Below are 23,933 nucleotides of genomic sequence, written 5' to 3'. Positions count from 1 at the left end.
TCTATACTCCTCGTTACACCCACCACATTGCGGATGGTTCTTCTTTGATCATAATCGATTTCAAATTAGTGATTGCTCGGTTCAATCCTTCATCAACAGACATGATTGGATCTTCATGCTCGATACTCAAGACATAATCATACCCATAGATCCGCAATGCGGAAATGATGTCCGACCAAACTTGCAAGCTGTGCCCGCAGCCAACAGAGCGGAAAGTCCAAGCTCTTGTTTTGACATTGCTGTATGGCTGCATGTCTGTCAACCCATGCATGTTGATATTATCTTGATCAAGATACGTATCTTTGGCATGAAAATGATGAATCGCATCTGCTTCACCTAAAATCTTGACTGCTGCCACTGGATCGATCCCTTGCCACCACAAATGGCTTGGATCAAGGTTACAACCAATTGCTTTACCTGCAGCGTCGCGAAGTTTTAACATCGTATAAGGCGTATGAGCCAAGAATCCGCCATGCAGCTCAATACCGATTTTTACACCAGCAGCTTCTGCCTCGGTATTGATTTCTTTCCAATAAGGGATCAGCTTTTGCTCCCATTGATAGTTGTAATTATCATCGTATTCCGTTGGCCATGGCAGAACAGGCCAGTTGACTTGCGTGTCTGTTGCATTTCCTCCCGAAACACCAGAGAATCCATTGACGACAGGGACATTCATCAAACTGGCCAGCTTGATCGTTTTGCGTAATAATTCATCTGCTTCCTGCGCTTCATTTTTTAAAGGCGAAATGGGATTGTTGTGACAGCTTAACGCCGAGATTTCTAGTCCTTTGTCGGCTAATTTAGCTAAATATTCTTTCCGGTCTGCTTCACTAGCAAGCAACTTATCGATATCCAAGTGGGCATTGCCTGGAGAACCTCCTGTACCGATCTCAACTGTCTGCAATCCTTTTTCTGCAACTTCTGTGATCATTTCTTCAAACGTTAAATGATTGAATAATGGCGTAAATACTCCTAATTTCATTTGCCTACCTCCTCATTGGCTTGATAATGGCCGTACGTTGGGTACGTATTTTCTGTTGGTGCGCACCAACGTGCCGCGTTTTTGATAACTTTTTGTACTTTTTCGTTGTAATAACTCGGAAACGTCTCATGCCCAGGTTGGAAATAAAAGATCTTGCCATTGCCACGACGGAAGGTGCAGCCGCTGCGGAAGACTTCGCCTCCTGGGAACCAGCTAACAAAGATCAATTCGTCTGGAGTTGGGATGTCAAAGTGTTCCCCATACATTTCTTCTTTCTCAAGTTCAATAAATTCGCCGACACCTTCTACGATTGGATGACTCGGGTTGATATTCCAAATTCGACAATGCTGATCATCCACGCGCCATTTCAAGTCACAGGAAGTGCCCATCAATTTCTTGAAGACTTTTGAGAAGTGACCAGAATGGAGGACAATCAGACCCATTCCTTCTAACACCCTTTGTTGAACGCGCTGAACGATTTCGTCTTGTACTTCATCATGGGCCATATGCCCCCACCAAACGAGCACATCGGTATCAGCTAATACTTCGTTTGTTAATCCGTGTTCTGGTTCATCCAAGGTTGCTGTGCGAACTTGAAAATCATCTGCTTGCAAAAAGGCAGCGATTTGTCCGTGGATTCCTTCGGGATACATTGCCTGAACGGTTTCATCTGTTTTTTCGTGTCTAAATTCATTCCAAACAGTGACATGGATCATTGGTAAACCTCCTCAACGATAGCTTTTAATTGCAAATAATCGATGGCCGTCGCTTCTAAAGGTGCGTATTTTTGGAACGCTTCTTGTTCCACGATCAACCAAGGCAATTGGAATTGTTGCGCAACTGTGACATAGTCCTTGATAGGTAAAATGCCATTATTGATTTCTGTGCTTTCTTTTGGTTCTTCCTGCATATCTTTGATATGCAAAAGACCAACGGACTCTTGATGTTCTTTCAACCAAGTGAAAACATCAGTGCCGGAATAAGCGATCCAATAAAGATCTGCTTCTAATTTAAGTGCTGGATTTTCAGCTAACAATTCTTCAATCATTGATTTATTAGGAATCTCGGTAAATTCATGGGCATGATTGTGATAGTAGCATTCAAAGCCCTGAGCAGCTGCTTTCTTAGCAACTTCTGCAAACTCTCGGGCAAACTGTTGCCATTCTGCGAATGTCTCAAATGAAGCATATGGAACCACGAGTCGGTGATTCCCGATCGCTTTTTCATAGGCCAGTGTTGCTTCAAAATGATCCCGCAATGTTTCAAAGGGTAGATGAGAAGCAGCAACTCCCAAGTCGTATTCTTTTAGCGCGTTTGCGACCTCTGTTGCGGAATAACCGTAGTAACCCGCGAATTCGACTCCGTCATACCCGCTTTTTTTGACACTTTCAAGTGCTTGGAACAAGTCTTCTTTACACGCTTCTTGGATGCTCCATAACTGTAGTCCGATTTTTGGTTTCATGCTTTGCTCCTTTTTAGCGACTGCTTTTACAAGTAGACCGGTTCGCCAGTTGCTGAGGATTTGTAGATTGCTTCTAAAATCTCAGTAACTACCATTGCCTCTTCCGGCTTGACCACAGGTTCTGTGTCATTGATGATGGCGTTGATCCAAGATTGTGCTTCCAAGATTTCAGGCGTTTCGCCGTCCCCTTCATAGAAGTCGACACCACCAGTTTCCAACTCAATATTTTTTTCATACAACAAACTATGGTCTTCGCCATTGATTGTTAAGCCATTATTCATATCCGCGCCAGCTTTGCTGCCCATCAATGTTGTTTTTGCTTCTTTGACATCTAAACTGTTCAACGCCCAGCTAGCTTCCAAGAAAATCGTTGCGCCATTTTCCATCACGACAAATCCAAAAGCAGAGTCTTCTACCGAAAACTTCTCTGGATCCCATGACCCCCAAGCGTTCGCCGCATTCTTTGTCTGAGATAATTCATGGTAAGCTTTTCCGACAACAAATTTAGGTTGGTAGTTATTCATCATCCACAATGTTAAATCAAGAGCATGCGTACCGATGTCGATCAATGGTCCCCCGCCTTGAGCTTCTTCGTCTAGAAAGACACCCCAAGTTGGTACTGCACGACGACGGATGGCATGGGCTTTCCCAAAATAGATATTGCCTAATTGTCCTTCCGCACAAACCTCGTGCAAGTAGCGGGAATCTTTTCTAAAACGATTTTGATAACCGATCGTTAATTTTTTGCCTGTTCGATTAGCGGCATCGATCATTGCTTTTGCTTCTTCTGTCGTTTTTGCCATTGGTTTTTCGCACATTACATGGCAATCTGCTTCTAATGCTGCGATGGACAATTCCGCGTGAGAAGCATTTGGTGTACAAACATGCACAACATCTAATTCAGCTTCTGCTAACATTTCTTTGTAGTCGCTGAATACCTGGGCATCTTCTGTACCGAAAGCTGTTTTAGCTTCCACTGCTCGTTCGACGATCAAATCACAAAATGCGACCATTTCCGCTTCTTTTACTTGTGATAATGCCGGCATGTGTTTGCCATTCGCAATCCCACCGCAACCAATGATTCCAATTCTTACTGTCATCTCTTTCCTCCTGAAAACGCTTATTATTTTCTACTCATTCATTATAGCGAAAGGATTTGACAGGTTCTTCCCAATTTCCTCTTAAAAAATTCCCGAAATTTATCTTATGGAACTCTCACTAAAACGAATCAAAGACTCCTTCACACCAAATAAAAGCACCCAAACAAACAGTGAACAATCGCTTAAAAATTGCGCTTGTTCAAGGGTTCGAGTGATTGACAAGATTGGCTCGTTGATCTAGCTTTCATCAAGTATTCAATTATTTAATTGTTTCTGATACTGCAATGGGGATTGTCCTACGGTCTCTTTGAACACGTGATGGAACGTTTTGACACTGGCAAATCCGGCTTTTTCCGCTACTTCTGCCATTGGAAGTTTCTCGTTTGCCAAAATGAATTTGGCTTGATTGATCCGGTATTCCGTCAGAAACTGCATGAATGTTTTTCCAGTATTCGTCTTAAAAAAGCGGGTAAAGTAATGGGGACTGAATCCAACATGCTTCGCTGTTTCTTCCATCGTTAAGACATCTTGGTAATGGGATTCAATATATTCAAACACTTCATCCAGACGTTGCAGCGTTTCTTTGTATTGAGCTGCAGAACGTTTTAAAGGAGCGATCTTTTTGGCACGCGGCGGCAACCCTTGATAACATTCGCCGATCAACTGATACAAAAAACCCATAGTCAAATAGCGTTTACCAGCTACTTGCTCTTCCTCTAACTGGTAGAGTTCGATCAACAATCCTGTGATTTTTTCGGTAAAACTGACTGGCCAATGCTTGCTGTGGGGTTCCCCCTCGTCAAAAAGTGTTTTTAAAGAAAGTTCTTTTTCTCGCAAAATGGTTTCATCAAACAGTGCGAAATCAAACTGATACACATAACGCTCACTCTCTGGAGAAGCCAAAAAATAGTGGGGCTGGCCACTGGCAAAAATGTACAGCTCGCCTTCTTCCAACTCAATGATCTCATCAGCTACCCCAATATTGACTTTTCCTCGTTTCGCATAAATCAGCTCGATTTCTTTATGTACATGGGGATAAACGATCGTCAGCCCATCATTAAGGAATGTCCGAAAGCGAAAATCGCTTTCAAATTCCGGAATCTCAAGATACATACTCATACTGCTATTTACTCCTTTGCTTCCATTCTCATCCATTATAGAACAAAGAATTTTTGTACGAAATGCTTTTCTGATTTTTTATGAAAAAATAGTCGCTTCTCGCTTTTTATGGTATCTTGTACAACAAGGAGGTTATTATGAATTACTACGATCAGCATTTGCATACTTTTTTATCTTTTGATTCAGAAGAACGCTTCGAAAATTATTTAGCTTTTCAACCGGAATTTTTTGTGGCGACTGACCACTTTGATCTCAAGAACCCTTATTCAAATTATCGCGATGATATTCCCGATTATGAACAGCTTCAACAATGCCATCAGACTTTACAGGAACAAACAGCAACGAAACTTTTGAAAGGGATCGAAATCGGTGTCGTTCCTGGGCAAGAAACACAAATACGCGACTATCTGGATCAGCATCCTTATGACCTGAAGTTAGTCAGCATCCATCAAAACGGTTCCTTTGACTATATGGATGATGCCGTATTGGAGAAAGACAAACTTACCGTCGTCAAGTCTTATTTTGATCAGATGGCCACAGTTTTAGATACTTTTTCTGACGGACATATCCTGACCCATTTTGACTACGGGTTGCGGCGCTTCGACTTTACAGCAGAAGAACTTGCACAGCATTTCGAAAAAGAACTGACAGTTATTTTCAAGAAAGTCGTCGCTCGCGAGCTAGCTTTTGAAGTCAATGCCAAAAGCTTTGGTCCTTATCAAAATGCATCACTTTACGAATATGCGATCCCGCTCTATCAAAGTGTGGGGGGCAAACTCTTTACACTAGGTTCAGATGCGCATAAGTCCAGTGATTATCGCTTGTTATTTGCCGAAATGAGCCAGATGCTGTGCTCCTTCGGTGTAGAACAATTGGCCGTCTTTCAAGGAACCGAAAGATACATGGCAGATTTGCCTGAAGGTTGAGGGAGGATACTGTAAACAAAAACTTCTTCCTGCGAAGCATCCGTATAGCTAGTCGAATAACAATAGCAGAAAAAATCTATCCGGAGAATGGATTTATTTCTTTCCATCTTCAAGATAGATTTTTCTCGCTTTAAGATCGTTTTAATGAAAATGCTACTTCGCTCTTAGTTCATTGTTTTTCGTTTTTGCACATGCAAACTTTTAATTTTGTTACTTTTAAAACCACTGCTGAACACAGCGATCGTCACTACATATAAAATCAGCGGGATAACGAAAGTCACGAATAAAATCCCTTTTTCCGCAGTGCTTGATTGTGACTGATTCGCTGCATAGCCGGTAAAACTTAACACAAATCCCGGAACAGCACCACCTATAGCCATCGCAAATTTCATGATTAATGAAGTGAGAGAAGCAATCAATGCTGTCGCCTCTATGTCTAATTCGTTTCTTATCGTATCAACATTATCGGCCGAAATACTGTATTGCAGTGTATTCGTCAACCCTAATGCAAATTGCACCCCGCAATAGCATAAAACGAAAACGGCTGAGTGATGATTGATGACCAGAAATCCCAGCATACATAATGAAATCAATACCAAACCTGTAATGTACAGATGTTTTTTTCCATATCGCTGCGATAATTTTGGAACCAGAAGCCCTGCTGCCAATGCCCCCAGCATACCTAAGAAACTGGCTGCACTCAATAATTTAGGGTTGCTAATAATATAACTAAGATAATATAGAAGTGAACCATTGAAGATGTTCGTTGCCGCTGTAATGAATAGCATTGCTAGAAACAATGAAACAACTGGACGCAGTTTGAATACAGATAACGCATCCTTCATTGTATATTTTTCTTTTACCGGCTTTGTTACATAGGCAGCTTCCGTCCCTCTTTCCTTTACCATCAACGTCCCTACAATCGTAAAAAATAGAACAACTAGTACCGTCCCTACAATCAATAAAACGTATCCTTTCAAAGACGTTGCAAAAGCTGCGATTGCCAAAGGTGCTGCTACATTTAAGATAGCTGGACCTACCGTATATGAAATCCCTTTGATTGATGAAAGTTGATTACGCCCTTCATCCTCTTGCGTCAGTACGGGGATTAAACTATTCAAAGGAATATCCATAAAATCAAAAGTAATTCCTAGAAGGATGTAAGAAATACTAATAGCAATGATTTTTTGAGCTGGAAATAGGAGAGGCGAAAACCAAACAAGCAAATAGTTTAAGCAACAGATGATGACTCCTAAAATCAACACAGGTTTGTATTTCCCTATCTTTGTTCTTGGAAAACGATCAATCACAAAACCAATAAGTGGATCACTAACGCCATCTAAAAGTCTCGAAACAAGGAATAACATTCCTACCAAAGCTGGATTAACACCAATGACATCCGTATAGAAAATTAACAAATACGTATTTAATAGTGTCATAATAGGGATATTCCCTAGATTTGTTAAGGCAAATCCGAGTTTTTCAGACACTTTTAACCGATCACTATTCATTGCTTTCTTCCTTTCTTTGATGAATCCAGCTCAGACCTTTTTTACAACCTCATAACTTACAGGTTGATTGGCAAACATTGGCTGCTCTTTTCCATCTATCCGCAAGATCCCACCGTCTCGATTTGTACAAATTGTTAAGCACGTATCTGTCTTCTCAATCTTCACCCAGCCACCTTTAACTGGGAATATACACGTTAATTGATGAAAAGAATCGAGCTTAGGGTCAACTAAGAATGTTTCATAACCTGGTCGAATAGGTTGAATTCCTGCGAAATAACGTCCTAATAAGTAGATAGGACTGGCTCCCCATGCATGACATAAACTTTTCCCAAAAGGATCCCCATACATTTCATAAATAGCATTTCCACTTTCTCCAGGAATATACTCCTCCCAAAAAGTAACCGCTTCTTGTTCCACCATTCCACCCCAGTAGTCAAGAATAATCTCATGTACTTGACTTGTCTGTCCCAGTTTACAAAGGGCATCTTGTTCGAAGAATTTGAAGTAAGGAGTTGTGATTTGAGTGACTTCATCATTAAGCAATACATTTTTCAAAATTTGTTGCTTTTTCGTTTCATCTACAAAGTCGAATAAGACCGCAAAAATATTGGCATGGCGTGTCACATTTCTCTTTCCAGATAGATAAGAATCAATAAATGCCCCTTTTTCTTCATCCCAGAAATAACTCATTAAATTAGCTTTCAACTGTTCATATCTTGTCACATAGTGATCAATATCACGATTCAAGATAGAGCCACAAACAGTCATAGCTTTGTATGCTTTCAATAACAGGACTTGTTCCGCTGCCAATGTCCCTTCCTTATCTATTTCAGACCAATCAATAAAAATCCAGTCCTTTTCGCGACCATAAATAAATCCTAACTCATTGGTTTGTTTTTCAAGATAGTCCATCATAGTCACCATTTTCGAATAAATCTGTGCAAGAAATGAGCTGTCCCCAGACATCATATAGTGATTTTCAATCCCTATGATCCATAAAATGGAATAATCAACAATTGTATTCATATGCTGTTTTACTTCATTTTGACCTCGCAATGCCATGATCGTTCGCTTATTGATATCTTCATCAAAGAATAAGTATTGGTTGATAAAATAGCTTTGGTAAGCATCCCCTGACCAGATCCAGCGATCTCGTTTGATTCCGTCAATAAAGAAAAGCCCACTGCACAATGTAAAGGTTTCTATAGATATATCCCATATTCGATTCATCACAGAGTCATCTGATTTGAATGTGGCTTGATTGTGTATGGGAAGATATTCATGCATCGCACGAATATCAATTGCTTCTGGTGCTATATTAGGAATGAAAAGATAACGAAAAGCACGTTTGCGAATGTTTGTTTCTTTTCTTACATTTTCCTGTTTGTAATAACACATTTGACTATCACATGCTTCTGCTTCTGATTCTCCATAGCAAATAGATATCGGTATCTCCGACAACAATTTATCGATCATTAATGAACCGAAAATCGTCCGTCCATAATCAAACAACGTGCCGCCAGCAACCGCCGTCTTCGAAACAGGGAAACAAGTTTCTATTTCATAATAGACTTTATTAGGGTCTTGCTCTTTATTCATATAAAGATTGCTCCATCCTACTGGAGCTTCTTCAACAAAGTTACTGCAATACCAGCCTTCATCACTCTTGATTCTTTCTCCTTCAATATAGATGGCTGGCAAACCGTTTGGATTCCCTACATTCACCCTAATCTTATTAAAACCGGGTTGACAGACAATCTCTTGTTCAAAAGAATATTTCACTTCATTCACTTCTACAAAGCCAATCCCTGTTGCATATACAACAAATGTCGTGGGACTTTGTAATTCATATTCACGTTTAAATTTTACATTTTTATGGCAGTCATCAATATACCAGTAAGCTGGCCAATCGTATCCTCGTTCTTCTCTAGAAAAATTTTGTAAAAGTCCTTGACGTATTTCAAAATCGCCAGCATACCAGATCCATCGTGGCCGTTCATTTGTTATCACTATTATCCGTTCCTTTCGTTTACTCATTTATATTCTATCGATCAACTACTTTACTAAATCAGCTAGATTAGAATCTCTTCGACTGTTTGCTCTCGTTTTAGCTCCTTTTTGCAATTTCATCATGACAGCTCCTGCAATAGCTGCTACTAGAACAATCGCCGCAAAGCCATACATCGAAAATTGAATATTGTTTGGCGATACCAAAAATGGTGTGACAAAGGCAAACAATCCGCAACACAACCGTGAAAAACCATTGATAACGCCTTGTAAGAATGCCCGAGATTCTGTTGGAAATGATTCTTGAGTCCAAACTTTATAGATGGCTTCCCCTGCTAATGGATTTCCAAAATTATAAAAAGCAATCGTTATCGCCAATGCGATGAATCCTGCACTACCGCCAATAACTGCCATACCAACCATTGCCATGAATTGAACAAAAGCGCCAACAAAAAATGCTTTATTCCGATGCTTTCCACCCGCTACTGAAGCAAAGATAATCGTAGTCACTAAAGAAATGATATTCAGCACAATACCTAGCCCTGTTGCTTGCATTTGTGTAGCACCAGCATTAGTCAAAGCGTATGTCTGAAATTGTCCCCATGTATTCGCTAACAAATTCCAACAAACATAAAAGACTAAAATAGCGAAGAAAAAGTTGCGATAAATTTTTGCATTGTTCCCACTAAAAATCTCTTTTAGTGAAATTTTTTGTTGATTGCTAACCAGATTCAACGCAGACTGACGTGCTGCACCTTCTTCGTGGAACATCCGAAATTTTTTTGAGACTGTCCGCCAAACCCACGCAAAGATTGAAAAGACCAATAAAATAACAAAAACAATACGCGCTCCCAAAACTCCATTGACTCCGGAAAGTAAGAAAGAACAAATATAGGAAATAAAAATACCAATTTGCCAAAATATTTGTGTCGAAGATACTAAACTTGCAGAAGTTTTTTCATCTGGTGCATCATGAGAGACAACGGTTAAACTGATTGGTAAATCCGCCCCAGATGCAATCCCCATGACGATGACTCCTAATAATAAAGCCACAAAATTTCCTGAAAATACACAAATTGCTGCTCCAATAGCATAAAACAAATTGATCCAGTTGAACGCTCGAATCAGGCCGAAGATTTTTGTAATTTGTCCTGCAAACAAAGAGCCGAACGCAATTGCAAAGGTTAGTGCACCAGAGATTAATCCAACTTGTCCCGCAGATAAGTTCAACCCTTTTTGCCAAACCGGTATGGTTGCCGAGAGACCAACGATACATCCAGAACCCAACATAGAACCTACACCGGCTGCAGTTGCTAAAGGAGAATACTTTTTCACTAATGATTGCTGCTTTCCATTTGTGTCCATTTGAAACATCCTTTCTTGTTCATAGGGTTATATTAAACGCTTACACAAAATGGTACAATTTCAAAAATGTAGGTCTTTACTATCAAATTCACAGGTCATAAATTTGAATTTTTTTGAAAGGCTATTTGTTTGATCTGACAAACCCTTTAATAGCAAAGTAAATATTGACTATTTATTGGGAATAACTTATATATAGAACTAACTATATAAAAAAATTAGGTGATTGACGGATGGAAAGTTTGATTAAACTTTTTGATATAGAAGATCGAATTGAAGCCCAGCAAAGAACTACTGGGAAGAATATTAATGAAATGAATTTAGACTATCATGGATCAGTAATTCCAAAAATACCCGTTAATGATTTTTTTGAAGAGGGATCTATTTATATCAATAAGCATCATCGCTACTCTTATACGTCTGCTCATACTCATAGTTTCATTGAAATGAATTACCTTCTAAGAGGATGTTGTCGGCAAAAAATAAACGGGGAGGCATGGAGGTTCACTGAACAGCAATTGATTATTATGGACACTGAAGTGATTCAGCAAATTGATTATGTAGGAAAAGATGATTTGATTCTCAATATTTTAATTGACAAACATACTTTACAAACAGAGCTCTTGAACCACTTGCCCGCTTCAAGTAATCCAGTCACGGACTTCTTTTTGAATGCTGCTAAAAAGGATAGTGTTCATAATACTTTTTTAGTTTTTGATTTAAAAGAACACGCGATCATCAATCAGCTTTTATTCTTGATGATTCACAAATTTTATCTCAAAGAAATCTTCTATCATCGTTCCTTAAGTCTCCTTTTAGGATCATGTTTATTGGAATTAGCAGCAATTCCTAGTTTGAATGAACTGTCGTTAACTTCTCAAAGAAATGATTTAGCTGCACTCTTAAAATATATTAACGATCATTACACAACTATCACTCTCAAAAAATTAGCCACGGAGTTTGGTTATAACCAAAACTATTTAGGTAATATGCTCAAGACAAAAACTGGCGCGACTTTTCAAGAAATGATCGACCAAAAACGTTTGATTGAAGCACAAAGATTACTTAGAGAATCTTCCATGACTATTGATACTATCGCTGAAAATTTAGGTTACAAGAGTACGCCCTCCTTATTCAAGCTCTTTCAAAACAAAATGCAGATGACTCCTACTCAATACCGTCACTTTTCAAAAAAAGTTAATTAATCACAAGTAAAATTTGTAATAAGCAATAGCAGGAAAAATTCTTTATCGTCAATTGAATTAAAGTCACTACGATATGAACAAAAAAAAGGATCCGGACCATAAATGTTTGATTGCTCCTGAACGTCCAAAATGTGTGACGATGTTCTCCTAAACTACCAGGGCATTACATAGATGATTCGGATCTTTTATTATTAGACTTATATCATAGTTTTTTATTTTTACTACTACTTCGCTTCAAGCACATCTTCTTTGGCATGGATCAATTGGGTCAAGAAGTCGCAATAAGGCGTGGGAACATTGTATTTTCGACCTTTACGCGAAATAGCCCCGTTGATGTAATCGATCTCCGTTTTACGATGATTATTGATCAAATCTTGATACATGGAAGGATAGTGTAAGCCAATACCTGCAGGATCATAGGTTTTTTCAATATGGGCAACGACTTCTGGAACATCTAGTTCTACCGATTCATGAGCCGCAACAGCTGCGAATTCTCCAACAATGGTTTGCACCATTTGTCGTGCAGTGGCTGTATTTCCAAACTGTGCAATGTTGACATCCAAAATTGAACATAAACCATTCAATGTACCATTGACACAGGCTTTACGATAGATTGAATAGCGAATATTTTCAGAGTATGACGCATTCAATCCAGAAGCAGTTAGTACCTCAGCCAGTTCTTTGGCCGCTGCTTCTTTGCCTTCACCAATGTTTTGCAGTTCAACCGATCCTTCCCCAAACAATCGAACTTGCCCAGGTCCAATCAAATCTGCTGTCCATAGGGTATTTCCTAAGAAAATTTTATCGGTAGCGACATATTTTTCAATTGTATCTTCATGTCCAATGCCATTAAGTAAGCAAAGTACTCTTGTTTGATCACCGATTAGTGAAGCAATGTCTTGCATCATTTGGTCTAATTGCATCGCTTTTGTAAAAACAATGATCAGATCCGCTGGCGTATCCGCCGTTACTTCGGACTGTGGATAAATGGGGAAAGATTCTGTGATTTCTTCTCCATCCAAATTTGCTTGTAGTCCATTGGTACGGATCGCTTCGATATGCGCTGGCCAACCATCGATCAACGTTACATCGTTGCCGCCTCTTTTTAATTTAATGGCAAATCGGCTGCCCATGGCACCAGCACCAGCAATAACAATTTTCATCTCTATTCCTCTTTCCTATCTGACAATTAGGTATAGTTTACTCCAAATCAAACAAATATGCGAGGAGCTTGCCTTTTTTAAAGTGAAATTTGTTAAAAAAATCAATTGGAATCGTTTGATTTTTCAGATAATTAAAGAACAAAAAAAGATCCTTTTCAGGATCTTTTTAAACCGTCACTTCAGACGCTAGTTGTGCTAAAACTGCTGCTTGTTCTTCTTGAGAGATATTGTGCTCAATGACGTAACGATTGTTTTCATTGGCGGCACATTCATAGCAGCAGCCGCCTAAGTGTGCCGCTTGATTCTCTTCCGAAGTGAGGAACTGACGATTGCACTCTGGATTTGCACAATTGACGTAACGCTCACATGGTGTGCCATCGAACCAATCGCGACCGATCACGGTCTTGTCGACATGATTGATCTCAACACTGATACGTTCATCAAAGACATACATCTTACCGTCCCACAACTCTCCTTGAACTTCTGGATCATTGCCATAAGCAAAAATTCCCCCGTGAAGTTGTGCTACGTCTTGGAATCCTTCTCGCAACAACCAGCCCGAGAATTTCTCGCAGCGAATCCCACCTGTGCAGTAAGTGACCACTTTTTTATCCATGAATTTCTCTTTGTTCTCAATGATCCATTGAGGCAATTCACGGAAACTGCGGATATCGGGACGGACCGCACCTCGAAAATGACCAAGATCGTATTCATAATCATTCCGCGCATCGATCACTACGGTATTTTCATCCAACAACGCTTCTTTGAAATCTTTCGGTTCTAGATACTTTCCGGTTAGTTCTAAAGGATCGATATCATCTTCTAAGTTCAATGACACCAATTCTTTTCGCGGTCGAACAAACAATTTTTTAAAGGCGTGTTCTTCCACCTCATCGATTTTGTAGTAGATTCCTTTGAAACGGGGGTCCGCTTCCATTTTTTCCATATAGGCATCCGTTGCTTCAATCGTTCCAGAAAGCGTTCCGTTGATTCCTTCTTTCGCAACAAGAATTCGACCTTTGATACCGATCTCTTTCCCAAAAGCTAAATGCTCTTTCGCAAAACTTTCTGGATCTTCGATGGTCGTGTATTTATAAAATAATAAAACGCGATAGTTCACAGTCATTCCTCCTTTTTTCCACCCTACAGTATAAAAAAGAAAAATGAAGAACACGAATTTTATGCTTGTACATAACCACACAATCCCTTTGCTTACCTAGATACCTGTCGTTTTTTGTTGTCAGAGTGAATCAGTGCTTTTTCCTAATTGTTCAACAAAAAAGGCCGTTACCTGATCCATGGTCTCTCCACGAACTAAATGTCGTTCTTCGCGAGAGATAAATGTCAGATTCGCTTCTGGATTCCCTTGCACAAAGGTTTCTACATCGGCGTAAGGGATTTTCTCATCTTCCGTCCCATGCCAGAACAACAATGGACGTCCAGCTAGTTTTTCTGGTTGCGTCTGGAGATCATAAGCTTCGATCCATCCCAGTAGCAACTGATAGTCATCTGGGACAAAGAAACCTGCAGCACCCGCATGTTTCTGGATCCGTTCACGGTAACCGATCATCGATGGCGAGCCCATCACACACGCAGCAGCGGTGATCTCCGGATGTTGACATAGCAAGCCGCAAGTCGTCATCCCTCCCATTGAAACGCCTCCTACAGCGATTTGCCTATTTACCAAGCCTAGATTTTCAAAGAAATCCACCAAATAAGAAAACTCAAATAAGTTGGTATGAATGCTTTGCCAGAAAATCAATGAAGGAATCTCGGATAGTTGGGTCTTTCGTTCGCCATGATTGGCGGCATCAGGTAAAATCACACGAAAGTTTTCCCGTGCTAGTTTTCGACCTTGCGTCAGTACCAATTCTTTACTCGTTTGCCAACCATGATAATAAATGATCAACGGCAACGGTTCATAGATCAAATGTTCTGGAACGACTTCCAATACTGGGATATTCCCGATTTTTCTTTTACGAACTGCAATTTTCATCTCTTTCCACCTCTGCTTAAGTATACGCATTCTGCTCTTACCTGCCAAATAATCCCTTCAATCACAAAAAAATCACACCAATGTTTTGGTGTGATCACATGTATCAGGAATGTAACACAGCTTCTCGTGCTAGTGCCAGACAGCCTAATGTTCCTGCATTGTCTTCTAATTCAGGTGTCACGATGTAGTCTGCAACTGCTGGTGTTTTGACATAGCCGTTGACCAATCGTTCAAAAGCTTGATGAACCTTTTCCACCATGTGACGCTGCTTCATTACGCCACCACCAAAAATAATGACATCCGGTGAAAGCATCAATGTAGTGTTGTAGGCGCATTGCGCGATATATTCAGCTTCGATGCTCCAGAAAGGCTCATCTTCAGACAGTTCCTGTCCTTTCTTTCCTAAGCGTTTTTCAATCGCTGGACCTGCGGCCATCCCTTCGAGACAGTTGCCATGAAATGGACAGCTGCCTTCGAATGAATCATCAGGATGAGGCACTACCAGCATATGTCCCATCTCCGGATGGCTGAATCCCTCAACAAAGCGGCCATCTTGTAATGCACCGCCGCCAACACCGGTGCCGATCGTATAATAAACTACACTGGATAGTCCTTTTCCTTTACCGAAAACATATTCCCCATAAGCTGCAGCATTGACATCTGTGGTCCAAGCAATGGGGATGGGAAAGGCTTGTTTCATCGTACCTACAAAATCAAAATTCTGCCAAGCTAATTTGGGTGTGGAGGTAATGTAGCCATACGTTGCGGAATCTCGATGGATATCGATTGGGCCAAAGGAACCAATACCGATCCCCACTAACTGGTCTTCATACTTTTTGAAAAAATCGATCACTAATGCCATTGTTTCTTCTGGTGTGGTGGTGGGAAAACTGACCCGTTCTTTAATGGTCATTTCTTCATCACCAATCGCACAAACAAATTTTGTACCGCCTGCTTCTATCGATCCGTACATCTTTTCGTCTCCTTTTCCATCGTTGCTTTCATTTTCTGTTTAAGTACTGGCAGAACTCGCAGCTGCACCATCATCGGCTTTTACGCGATCGATGGCAATGACGAGACAAATAATCAAGTCCTCCAGATTTTCCTCATAAACCGTTACTTCATAGGTATCCCCCCATGAGATCCATCGTTTATGAATCTCAGCAATTTGACGTCCCTGTCGATTGACGACAAAGTCCATGTCCCACCAATTCCCCTGAATTTCAATTCCTTGGGCATGGATGGAATAACGCGCTTTGAAAAGCGTGAATTCTTTTTCTAGAACAATTGCTTCTTCTCCATGTACCTCAACAAAAAACTTGGGCAATAGACTAAACACTTTCTTTGTGACTTCACCGATTTGCTGTTGTCGTTCATCATAAATCGCAAAGCTTTTAGGAATCTTCATGAAACTCCCTTCGACAAAATAGCGCGGCTTTTGCTGCTCATCCATGACAGTAAATTTTTCACCGATACTGAAGACTTTTTGCTTGATGTAAAGTTTTTTCATTTGATTACACCGCCTTTTCTTTCACATCGCCTGTATTGATCACAGGTTGAGTGCCTTTGTCAGTAATGATCGATACGAGTAAATTGTTGATCAATTGGACTTTTCGATCGTCAGTAAAGTTAATATCCTGGCCATCTTCGATCTGTTCCAAGGCCATTTGTGTCATGGAGACCGCTCCTTCAACAATGATTTGTCGTGCCGATAAAATTGCTTTGGCTTGCTGACGCTGCAACATGGCACTAGCGATCTCAGTGGCATACGCCAAGTGATTCAACCGCGTCTCGATCACCTCGACACCGGCTACCGCTAAACGCTCTTGCAGTTCTTGTGCCAGTTCTTCAGAAACTTCATTGGTATTGCCTCGCAAAGTCAAATCATCATCATTAAAAGTGTCATAAGGATACTGGGTAGCGATATGGCGAATCGCTGTTTCACTTTGGATCTCAACAAAATCTTGGTAGTAATCGACATCGAACAATGCTTTGGCCGTATCTACGACTCGAAAGACGACGACTGCTGAGATTTCGATCGGATTGCCATCAGAATCATTGACCTTCAATAAAGAGCTATTGAAGTTACGGACTTTCAATGATACATTGATTTTCTGTGTTAGCGGCACAGTCACAAAGAGTCCATTGTCTTTAATGGTACCTAAATATTGACCAAAGAAAAGAATCGCTTTCGCTTGATTCGGCTGCACAATCGTCAATGAACTAATGAACAAGATAGCGATGATCCACAACACGACACTGATGACTAACTCCCAAACCGCATTGCGGACAATCCCATCATAAAAGAGATAGCCGCCGCCGATCATTAAGGCGATCAAGACGATCAGTGCTAAGTAACCGTTAACATGAAACGTTTGTTTTTCTTTCATCTTTACTCCCTCATTTCTTTTAATACCATATTACCTTTGTTCACAAAAGACTTCAATTCTTCTTCTCATTTTTTTAACCCCTTTCATAGACCTGCGATCATACTATTTTGCAATCAACCAAATTCCCGCTACAATGAAATGAGAGTCAATTGACAAGAAAGGGGTATCCAAATGGCACAAAAAATTTCATTAGAAAACGTAAAATGGTCATTAGAAGAAATCATTCAGACTGTTGGGACTGATCTATCTTCTGTTGTCGAAATTCAAAATCAAGAAGGAATCGATGTCGTGGTGATTGCCAAAGATGAATGGCAGCACCTCTTAGAACTACTCGATGCGCGCCATGCACAAGGCTATCGAATCGATCAAGAACTGCCAACGGATATATTGATTGACGTTGCTGATAGCGACAACGAATACCAACAAACAGCTGAACTAGAGATGGAATTACCGGAACGTGTCCATCCAGCACCAGACTTTGAATTAGACTCAGAAGAAATCGTTGAAAGCGATGATGTGCTGGATTAAGCTGAAAAAATAGACTACTGTGAAAAATCTTCCCCTAAAAATAGCATCCATTCGACCAATAGCCGAGCAATGTCGGAATACTTCCAGACTTTTCAGGTCATGTCGCATTTGCGGCATAGTTGACGTATTCTAAACATTGCTCGGCTCTTTATTATAAAAAATCGCGTGCTTTAATTTTTTGTACGATTGCTCACGTGCTTATGGAGTTCCGCCTAGCACGCAATCAATCAACTGACTTGTTTTTCCGATCTGCACCGGAGGATGCCACGATCGTTTTTAAGCGTTCGATCGCCGCTTGTAGTTCAACGCGTGCTTCTTCTTCTGGTTCTAGTTCTTCGCATTGCTGTAAGCGTTCTAGCCATTGTTCGGGTTCTTTGATGCCTAATTGTCCAATGGCCCAATAGGCTGTTCCACGGATGACAGGTCGGACGTCTTCTGTCGCACACCGCCAGATGGCTGGCAATGCGGTGCGATCTCCCAGATTTGCTAAGGCAATGATCGCATTACGCTGCAATGGTTTCTTCCCGCGCCAAGAACCAGATAAATGCCCAAACTGATTCTTAAAAGCTTTATTTGATAAAGAAAGCATTGGCTGCAACTTAGGATAAACGGTTTCTACTTCCGGTTCCATTTCCTGATGAAAATGGAAATCCTTGCCTCGATTGTAGGGACAGACCAACTGACAAATATCACAGCCATAGATGACATTATGCATCTTTTTACGATATTCCTCAGGCATCATGCCTTTTGTTTGTGTCTGATAGGAAAGGCAGCGCTGTGCGTTCATTCGCCCATCCCCTAAGAGCGCTTTTGTAGGACAGGCAGTAACACAGCGCATACAATCCCCACAGCCAAAGGGTACCGCTTCATCTGTTTCGAAGGAAATATTGGTGACGATCTCGCCTAAATAAACAAAAGAACCAAATTCTTCCGTGATCAATAAGCCATTGCGGCCAATAAACCCCAAACCAGCACGCTGTGCAACTGCCACATCCACCAGCTCACCGGTATCCACTTGCGGGGCAAACCGCCAGCTTTCTGCTTCTTCCAGATTCTCTGCTTGCGCTTTGATAAACTGGATCAATTTTTCTAAGCGATCACGTAAAATATCATGGTAATCGATCCCCCAAGAGGCGCGGGCAAACATCCCCCGTTTCTCATCTCGCGGCACTTTCTCTTTGATTTTTGTCGGATATGCCAGAGCGATCGCAATGATTGTTTGCGGATTTTCAAAGGTTCTTTCTGGATATATCCGCTCTTCGATCACTTGATGTTCGAAACCAGATGTATGGCCTTTCGCGCGCTGCTCCCTCAACGAGGACTCTAATTCATAAAACGGTTCAGCAGAAGCAAAGCCGATTTTATCAATACCTAAACGCTTGCTTTCTGCGATGATTTTCTCTTTTAAAGACATGATATACTCCTATCCAACATGTGTTCATCAGACCTTCGTCTTTGCTTTTTCTATTATACGAGACCACTTCCGATTAGTCGAATCGCTGCCCTCAAAAAATTCAAACAAAAAACTACCTAAACGCTCGGCGTCTATCTCCCAGTCTTTTTAGGAGATCAGCTGCCTCAGCATTCAGATAGTTTTCCTTGAATACCCCTCCATACAGCGCATTTCTGAGCTATCTAGAAGGGAGATCGTTTGATTGTATTATTTTTGTTACACCTATTAAATGTTTACCAACTAGCTTTTTTTACACCTGGCAATTTGCCTTCATGTGCCAATTGTCGAAAAGTGATCCGTGAAAGACCAAATTTACGCATATAGCCCCGTGGACGACCATCAGTCATATCCCGATTCTTCAAGCGATTCGGATTAGAATCTTTAGGCAATTTTGCTAAAGCTTGGTAATCTTTTGCTTGTTTCAATTGGTAACGGATCTCTGCGTATTGCTCGATCATTGCGGCTTGTTTTTTTGCTTTTGCTTGTTTTGATTTTTTGGCCATTATTTTCTCCTTTGTTTTTTCTATCCATCATTCTAAAAAGAAAAGAAATCAGCTAGCAGAGTCCTCCATTTTCGATTCAAAAACAACAAATCGAAATCATTACTATTTGAGCATTATGACTATATCAAGTTTCTGGGAACAAGTCAATGAAAAGCCCCTTCTTTCGAACAAACCGCTACTGTTTTTTAAGATTTCAATTATTTTTTCATCATTTCTTGCAATGACTTCTTGGCATGCTAGACTAAACAAGGAATCTGATAGAAATGGAGAATTATATGAAGCAAATAGATACGGGACTTACCTCAGAAGAAGTCACACAACGAACCGAACAAGACCAACACAACGATTATGAAACAAAAACATCGAAGTCTACGACAGCAATTTTTAAGGACAATATCCTCACATTGTTCAATTTGCTGAACTTGTTGATTGGTGTCTGTCTTCTGGCAGTTGGCGCCTATTCCAATTTATTTTATCTGGTAATCATTTTGATCAATATCACTGTAGGGATCAGTCAAGAGATCCATGCTCGAAATCTAGTCAAAAAACTCTCGATCATCGCCCAACAAGAAATACGTGTGATACGAGATGGCGTTACACAGTCGGTGGATGCCAAATCCCTGGTCCTTGATGATCTTGTTGTCATTGGTGCAGGAGAACAGATTCCAGCCGACATGGTGGTTTTATCTGGACAAGCCGATGTCAATGAGTCGATGCTGACAGGCGAAGCCGATCTCGTCGTCAAAGAAAACGACGCGACTCTCTTATCTGGCAGTTTTGTCGCCAGTGGAGAGGTCACTGCAAAAGTGATCCGCGTAGGAGCAGAGAATTATGCGGCAAAATTAAGCAATGAAGCCAAAACACATAAACCGCTGCGTTCAGAGCTAGTTTCTTCGATTCGCAAAGTCACAAAATTCACCAGTCTAGTGATTGTTCCATTAGGGGTGATCCTATTTCTACAAGCTTATTTATTTCGTGGTAGTGACTTAAAAGAAGCAGTGATCGTTTCGTCTGCTGCTTTATTGGGAATGCTGCCTAAAGGACTCGTCCTATTGATCAGCATTGCTTTGACCACGGGTGTCATCAAACTAACCAAAAAAAGGATCTTAGTCCAAGATATGTACGCGATCGAGACACTGGCCCATGTCGATACCCTCTGTTTAGACAAAACCGGCACATTAACGGAAGGTCGATTATCCGTCGAATCGATCCAGCCAATCGATGACACCCAAGATATAACGGCAATCTTAGGTAGTTATTTGGCTGCCAGTACCGACAACAATGTGACGATGCAAGCGTTGCGCCAAACCATCACCGGATCTGATCATTACCAGTCCTTTGCAGCGATGCCGTTTTCTTCTGATCGAAAATGGGGTGCTATCGCATTTCACGAATTAGGGGCAGTCTATCTAGGAGCACCTGAAAAGACGATCGCCAACCAACAGCTGCCGCAAATTCAAGAAGCGCAATCGGCTGGTTTAAGAGTCCTCGTCTTGACTCTTGATCCTCATTATAACGACGCCAATCAGCCCTTTGATCCAGCAAAGGCTGCCCCGCTGGCAGTTCTTGTTCTTGCTGATGTGATTCGGGAAAATGCAGAAAGCACATTGGCCTACCTGTCTGCAGAAGGAGTGGACTTGAAAGTGATCTCGGGTGACAATCCGATCACTGTTGCAGCCATCGCCAAACGCGCCGGATTGCCTAATTCAGAGAACTATATCGATCTTTCCCAACTAACTGAAGAAGCAGACGTTCGTCAAGCTGCCCTAACCTATACCGTTTTTGGGCGAGTGACGCCTCAGCAAAAGAAACTGCTAGTTTCTGAGTTGAAGGCACTAGGCAATACGGTCGCCATGACTGGAGACGGCGTCAATGACGTGTTGGCACTGCGTGAAGCCGATGTCAGTATCGCTATGGCTACTGGGGACAGTGCGGCTCGTCAAATCGCGAATCTGGTTTTATTAGATTCCGATTTTACGACACTGCCAGCAGCACTCTTTGAAGGTCGCCGTGTCGTTAATAATGTGACGAAAGTATCTGGGATCTTTTTTATCAAAACGATCTACAGTTTCCTATTGTCCTTACTATGTGTTGCCACTTCTACGGCATTTCCTTTTATTCCGATCCAAATCACATTATTGGACCTAGCAATTGAAGGATATCCTTCCTTCTTCCTTTCCTTTGAAGAAGACAAAAAGCGAATCACCGGCCGTTACTTGCCTACCGCATTGCTGCGAGCGTTGCCGAGCGCACTCTTGGTGCTTCTGAATTATTTCGCTGTACAGTTCCTGCAAACTGACTATGGCTGGGAACCAATGACCGCAACTACATTGTTCTATTATCTGCTGATCGGCATCAGTTGTTTAGCTGTGATCCGCAGCTGTTTGCCGCTAAATCCATTGCGCTTATTTTTGATCGTAACCACGATTAGCGGAACATACATCGCCGCAATGCTCTTCCATCACATTTTAGAAGTAGGCTTTTTGACTAGCATCACCTTGCCAATCTTTGTTGGATTGATGGCGATCAACTGCTTATTGCAGTGGGGGCTATCTGCCCTTGCAACACAGATCACCCGCCGGCTAGAGCAAAACGCTACGGCTTGATCAATGGAAAAAAATGATTCCGGACAACTATGATAAATTCTCCTAATTAAGGATATTTATTTGTAGTTGCTCGGTTTTTTTATCTGTTCTTCAATTATTTTCTATTTATATAGTGGAGCAATCGTCATCCATGCAAGTTTTGCGAAATTTGTTATACTTTTAGTGAAGGCGGTTTCGTCTACTGCCGCTGAATCTATTTAAGAAAGCGTTGGTGAATCGAAATGAAGAAAAGTATTTTACTTGTTTCTCACAGTCAACAACTGACAGACGGACTGAAAGCCATGATCGAAGACATGTCGGACAGCGAAACAGTCACTCTTTTTTCATTGGGTGGAACAGCTGAAGGCGAATTAGGGTCTGATCCGACAAAAATCGTTGAAGCGGTCAATCAGTCTCCGGATGCCGAACAGATTCTCGTTTTTGCTGATTTGGGTAGTGCCGTACTAAACGCAGAGCTAGCCTATGATATGTTGGAACCGGAACAGCAAACCCGCTATCACTTGATTGATGCACCGCTTGTAGAAGGTGCTTTTGCCGCAGCAATCACCGCTGGATTCAGTGATGACCTATCCCAGATCACAGCAGAAGCCCAAAAAGCAGCTGAGAAAGGATGGAATCAATAATGAAAAAAATAATCAATGATCCTTCAGCGATCGTCGAAGAAATGCTAGCTGGTCTGGTTGCCAGCTATCCGCAACTGATTCATCAAGTCGAAGACTCCCGAGTCGTAGCAAAAAACGCCACCCACAAACAAGTTGGCTTAGTCTCAGGCGGAGGCAGCGGACACGAACCGGCACACGCTGGGTTTGTTGGTGATGGTATGTTGAGTGCCGCCGTCTTGGGAGACGTCTTCACTTCTCCAACACCAGATCAGATCCTGACTGGGATCAAAGAAGCCGATCAAGGGCAAGGCGTGCTTTTGATCGTTAAAAACTATACGGGAGATATCCTAAACTTTGAAATGGCCAAAGATATGGCTGAGATGGAAGACATCACTGCTGAAATCGTCGTCGTAGATGATGATATTGCCGTCGAGAACAGTACCTATACTGCTGGAAAACGAGGCGTGGCTGGAACCATTCTCGTTCATAAAATTTTGGGTGCTGCTGCTCGTCAAGGACGTTCATTAACTGAATTAAAAGAATTAGGTGAAGCATTAGTTCCGACCATCAAAACCATTGGTGTTGCCTTAAAAGCAGCAACCGTTCCAGAAGTGGGTAAACCTGGTTTTGAATTAGCAGATGATGAAATCGAGTATGGCGTGGGGATCCACGGAGAACCTGGTTATCGCCGGGAAAAATTGAAACCATCGAAAGAGCTAGCCAAGGAATTGGTGGACAAAATTTTAGCTGATTATGAACAAACACCGAAAAAAGTTGGTGTCTTGATCAACGGCATGGGCGGTACACCGCTGATGGAACAGTTCGTCTTTGCCAACGATGTACAGAAATTGCTCGCAGACAAAGACATTTCTGTCACATTCCATAAAGTCGGCAACTATATGACTTCTATCGATATGCAAGGTCTATCATTGACCATGATCGATTTCAGTAACAACGATGCGACGGATGCGCTCAACGAACCTGTTGAAACGATTGCTTGGTAAAGGAGGAATTTTCA

General features: G+C 41.3%; 22 protein-coding genes. 6 read left to right on the top strand and 16 right to left on the bottom strand.

What is annotated here, in order from left to right; translation table 11 throughout:
- Nucleotides 1-13 precede the first annotated feature (13 nt).
- The 5 genes from EGX73_RS07850 to EGX73_RS07830 all read right to left on the bottom strand — a co-directional run bounded on the left by EGX73_RS07850 (nt 14) and on the right by EGX73_RS07830 (nt 4,663).
- Nucleotides 14-982 (bottom strand): sugar phosphate isomerase/epimerase, encoded by a 969-nt coding sequence (locus tag EGX73_RS07850; protein WP_003128726.1) that lies wholly within the window; start codon nt 980-982, stop codon nt 14-16.
- Entirely contained in the window at nt 979-1,698 is a 720-nt protein-coding gene (locus EGX73_RS07845; protein WP_003128724.1) for a trehalose utilization protein ThuA, read from the bottom strand. The genes EGX73_RS07850 and EGX73_RS07845 overlap by 4 nt, the downstream gene beginning before the upstream one ends.
- Complete coding sequence (locus EGX73_RS07840; RefSeq protein WP_060813021.1) at nt 1,695-2,444, bottom strand: sugar phosphate isomerase/epimerase; 750 nt, start codon at nt 2,442-2,444, stop codon at nt 1,695-1,697. Before EGX73_RS07840 ends, EGX73_RS07845 begins: the two co-directional genes overlap by 4 nt.
- 26 nt (nt 2,445-2,470) lie before the next feature.
- Nucleotides 2,471-3,544, bottom strand: coding sequence for a Gfo/Idh/MocA family protein (locus EGX73_RS07835; RefSeq protein WP_003128720.1), 1,074 nt, complete (start codon nt 3,542-3,544; stop codon nt 2,471-2,473).
- A 255-nt stretch (nt 3,545-3,799) separates the two neighbouring features.
- Entirely contained in the window at nt 3,800-4,663 is an 864-nt protein-coding gene (locus tag EGX73_RS07830) for an AraC family transcriptional regulator (protein WP_003128718.1), read from the bottom strand.
- A gap of 137 nt (nt 4,664-4,800) precedes the next feature.
- On the opposite strand from EGX73_RS07830, the gene EGX73_RS07825 reads away from it, so the two are divergent.
- Nucleotides 4,801-5,589 carry a PHP domain-containing protein gene (locus tag EGX73_RS07825; protein ID WP_003128717.1) on the top strand — a complete coding sequence of 263 codons (789 nt, stop codon included), beginning with the start codon at nt 4,801-4,803 and terminating at the stop codon, nt 5,587-5,589.
- A gap of 164 nt (nt 5,590-5,753) precedes the next feature.
- Here EGX73_RS07825 and EGX73_RS07820 read toward each other — a convergent pair whose 3' ends face one another.
- Genes EGX73_RS07820 through EGX73_RS07810 form a run of 3 tightly spaced genes read right to left on the bottom strand, consistent with a single transcriptional unit; the run spans nt 5,754 to nt 10,472 of the window.
- A complete protein-coding gene (locus EGX73_RS07820) occupies nt 5,754-7,100 on the bottom strand; it encodes an MFS transporter (protein ID WP_003128716.1) in 1,347 nt (448 codons plus the stop codon).
- 30 nt (nt 7,101-7,130) lie between these two features.
- Nucleotides 7,131-9,107, bottom strand: coding sequence for an alpha-rhamnosidase (locus EGX73_RS07815; protein ID WP_172461436.1), 1,977 nt, complete (start codon nt 9,105-9,107; stop codon nt 7,131-7,133).
- A gap of 48 nt (nt 9,108-9,155) precedes the next feature.
- Nucleotides 9,156-10,472 carry an MFS transporter gene (locus tag EGX73_RS07810; RefSeq protein ID WP_060813022.1) on the bottom strand — a complete coding sequence of 439 codons (1,317 nt, stop codon included), beginning with the start codon at nt 10,470-10,472 and terminating at the stop codon, nt 9,156-9,158.
- A 230-nt stretch (nt 10,473-10,702) separates the two neighbouring features.
- Here EGX73_RS07810 and EGX73_RS07805 point away from each other — a divergent pair, with 230 nt between their 5' ends.
- The gene (locus tag EGX73_RS07805; protein WP_041119841.1) at nt 10,703-11,674 is read left to right on the top strand and encodes an AraC family transcriptional regulator; all 972 of its coding nucleotides are present in this window, start codon (nt 10,703-10,705) and stop codon (nt 11,672-11,674) included.
- A 224-nt stretch (nt 11,675-11,898) separates the two neighbouring features.
- Here EGX73_RS07805 and EGX73_RS07800 read toward each other — a convergent pair whose 3' ends face one another.
- From EGX73_RS07800 to EGX73_RS07775, 6 genes are all read right to left on the bottom strand, one after another.
- A complete protein-coding gene (locus EGX73_RS07800) occupies nt 11,899-12,837 on the bottom strand; it encodes a 2-dehydropantoate 2-reductase (protein ID WP_003128712.1) in 939 nt (312 codons plus the stop codon).
- A gap of 166 nt (nt 12,838-13,003) precedes the next feature.
- The gene (locus EGX73_RS07795; protein WP_003128711.1) at nt 13,004-13,957 is read right to left on the bottom strand and encodes a rhodanese-related sulfurtransferase; all 954 of its coding nucleotides are present in this window, start codon (nt 13,955-13,957) and stop codon (nt 13,004-13,006) included.
- Between the two features lie 120 nt (nt 13,958-14,077).
- A complete protein-coding gene (locus EGX73_RS07790; RefSeq protein WP_041119839.1) occupies nt 14,078-14,833 on the bottom strand; it encodes an alpha/beta fold hydrolase in 756 nt (251 codons plus the stop codon).
- A 103-nt stretch (nt 14,834-14,936) separates the two neighbouring features.
- Nucleotides 14,937-15,806, bottom strand: a complete 870-nt coding sequence (scrK, locus tag EGX73_RS07785; RefSeq protein WP_003128707.1) for a fructokinase ScrK — start codon at nt 15,804-15,806, stop codon at nt 14,937-14,939.
- A 39-nt stretch (nt 15,807-15,845) separates the two neighbouring features.
- Nucleotides 15,846-16,343 carry an LURP-one-related/scramblase family protein gene (locus tag EGX73_RS07780; RefSeq protein WP_123866864.1) on the bottom strand — a complete coding sequence of 166 codons (498 nt, stop codon included), beginning with the start codon at nt 16,341-16,343 and terminating at the stop codon, nt 15,846-15,848.
- Nucleotides 16,344-16,347: 4 nt separating this feature from the next.
- Entirely contained in the window at nt 16,348-17,223 is an 876-nt protein-coding gene (locus EGX73_RS07775; RefSeq protein ID WP_003128704.1) for an SPFH domain-containing protein, read from the bottom strand.
- Between the two features lie 171 nt (nt 17,224-17,394).
- On the opposite strand from EGX73_RS07775, the gene EGX73_RS07770 reads away from it, so the two are divergent.
- Nucleotides 17,395-17,751 (top strand): hypothetical protein, encoded by a 357-nt coding sequence (locus tag EGX73_RS07770; RefSeq protein ID WP_003128703.1) that lies wholly within the window; start codon nt 17,395-17,397, stop codon nt 17,749-17,751.
- Nucleotides 17,752-17,974: 223 nt separating this feature from the next.
- Here the strand turns inward: EGX73_RS07770 and queG are convergent, their stop codons facing one another.
- Both queG and rpsN read right to left on the bottom strand, forming a co-directional pair.
- The gene (gene queG / locus EGX73_RS07765; RefSeq protein ID WP_003128702.1) at nt 17,975-19,165 is read right to left on the bottom strand and encodes a tRNA epoxyqueuosine(34) reductase QueG; all 1,191 of its coding nucleotides are present in this window, start codon (nt 19,163-19,165) and stop codon (nt 17,975-17,977) included.
- A 272-nt stretch (nt 19,166-19,437) separates the two neighbouring features.
- Nucleotides 19,438-19,707 carry a 30S ribosomal protein S14 gene (rpsN, locus tag EGX73_RS07760; protein ID WP_003128701.1) on the bottom strand — a complete coding sequence of 90 codons (270 nt, stop codon included), beginning with the start codon at nt 19,705-19,707 and terminating at the stop codon, nt 19,438-19,440.
- Between the two features lie 275 nt (nt 19,708-19,982).
- Between rpsN and EGX73_RS07755 the strand changes: the two genes are divergently transcribed.
- The 3 genes from EGX73_RS07755 to dhaK all read left to right on the top strand — a co-directional run bounded on the left by EGX73_RS07755 (nt 19,983) and on the right by dhaK (nt 23,919).
- Nucleotides 19,983-22,313, top strand: coding sequence for an HAD-IC family P-type ATPase (locus EGX73_RS07755; protein WP_123866863.1), 2,331 nt, complete (start codon nt 19,983-19,985; stop codon nt 22,311-22,313).
- Nucleotides 22,314-22,534: 221 nt separating this feature from the next.
- Nucleotides 22,535-22,936, top strand: coding sequence for a dihydroxyacetone kinase phosphoryl donor subunit DhaM (dhaM, locus tag EGX73_RS07750; protein ID WP_003128685.1), 402 nt, complete (start codon nt 22,535-22,537; stop codon nt 22,934-22,936).
- The gene (dhaK, locus tag EGX73_RS07745) at nt 22,936-23,919 is read left to right on the top strand and encodes a dihydroxyacetone kinase subunit DhaK (protein WP_005472689.1); all 984 of its coding nucleotides are present in this window, start codon (nt 22,936-22,938) and stop codon (nt 23,917-23,919) included. The genes dhaM and dhaK overlap by 1 nt, the downstream gene beginning before the upstream one ends.
- Nucleotides 23,920-23,933 lie beyond the last annotated feature (14 nt).

The organism is Enterococcus sp. FDAARGOS_553, from assembly GCF_003812305.1.
Classification (GTDB): domain Bacteria; phylum Bacillota; class Bacilli; order Lactobacillales; family Enterococcaceae; genus Enterococcus_D; species Enterococcus_D gallinarum.
The sequence above is the reverse complement of the archived record's forward strand: the minus strand, read 5'-3'. Positions and strand labels throughout refer to the sequence as shown.

Coding starts and splice junctions, on each gene's coding strand:
- EGX73_RS07850 (WP_003128726.1), bottom strand. CDS start 982: ATGAAATTAGGAGTATTTACGCCATTATTCAATCATTTAACGTTTGAA.
- EGX73_RS07845 (WP_003128724.1), bottom strand. CDS start 1,698: ATGATCCATGTCACTGTTTGGAATGAATTTAGACACGAAAAAACAGAT.
- EGX73_RS07840 (WP_060813021.1), bottom strand. CDS start 2,444: ATGAAACCAAAAATCGGACTACAGTTATGGAGCATCCAAGAAGCGTGT.
- EGX73_RS07835 (WP_003128720.1), bottom strand. CDS start 3,544: ATGACAGTAAGAATTGGAATCATTGGTTGCGGTGGGATTGCGAATGGC.
- EGX73_RS07830 (WP_003128718.1), bottom strand. CDS start 4,663: ATGAGTATGTATCTTGAGATTCCGGAATTTGAAAGCGATTTTCGCTTT.
- EGX73_RS07825 (WP_003128717.1), top strand. CDS start 4,801: ATGAATTACTACGATCAGCATTTGCATACTTTTTTATCTTTTGATTCA.
- EGX73_RS07820 (WP_003128716.1), bottom strand. CDS start 7,100: ATGAATAGTGATCGGTTAAAAGTGTCTGAAAAACTCGGATTTGCCTTA.
- EGX73_RS07810 (WP_060813022.1), bottom strand. CDS start 10,472: ATGGACACAAATGGAAAGCAGCAATCATTAGTGAAAAAGTATTCTCCT.
- EGX73_RS07805 (WP_041119841.1), top strand. CDS start 10,703: ATGGAAAGTTTGATTAAACTTTTTGATATAGAAGATCGAATTGAAGCC.
- EGX73_RS07800 (WP_003128712.1), bottom strand. CDS start 12,837: ATGAAAATTGTTATTGCTGGTGCTGGTGCCATGGGCAGCCGATTTGCC.
- EGX73_RS07790 (WP_041119839.1), bottom strand. CDS start 14,833: ATGAAAATTGCAGTTCGTAAAAGAAAAATCGGGAATATCCCAGTATTG.
- scrK (WP_003128707.1), bottom strand. CDS start 15,806: ATGTACGGATCGATAGAAGCAGGCGGTACAAAATTTGTTTGTGCGATT.
- EGX73_RS07780 (WP_123866864.1), bottom strand. CDS start 16,343: ATGAAAAAACTTTACATCAAGCAAAAAGTCTTCAGTATCGGTGAAAAA.
- EGX73_RS07775 (WP_003128704.1), bottom strand. CDS start 17,223: ATGAAAGAAAAACAAACGTTTCATGTTAACGGTTACTTAGCACTGATC.
- EGX73_RS07770 (WP_003128703.1), top strand. CDS start 17,395: ATGGCACAAAAAATTTCATTAGAAAACGTAAAATGGTCATTAGAAGAA.
- queG (WP_003128702.1), bottom strand. CDS start 19,165: ATGTCTTTAAAAGAGAAAATCATCGCAGAAAGCAAGCGTTTAGGTATT.
- rpsN (WP_003128701.1), bottom strand. CDS start 19,707: ATGGCCAAAAAATCAAAACAAGCAAAAGCAAAAAAACAAGCCGCAATG.
- EGX73_RS07755 (WP_123866863.1), top strand. CDS start 19,983: ATGAAGCAAATAGATACGGGACTTACCTCAGAAGAAGTCACACAACGA.
- dhaM (WP_003128685.1), top strand. CDS start 22,535: ATGAAGAAAAGTATTTTACTTGTTTCTCACAGTCAACAACTGACAGAC.
- dhaK (WP_005472689.1), top strand. CDS start 22,936: ATGAAAAAAATAATCAATGATCCTTCAGCGATCGTCGAAGAAATGCTA.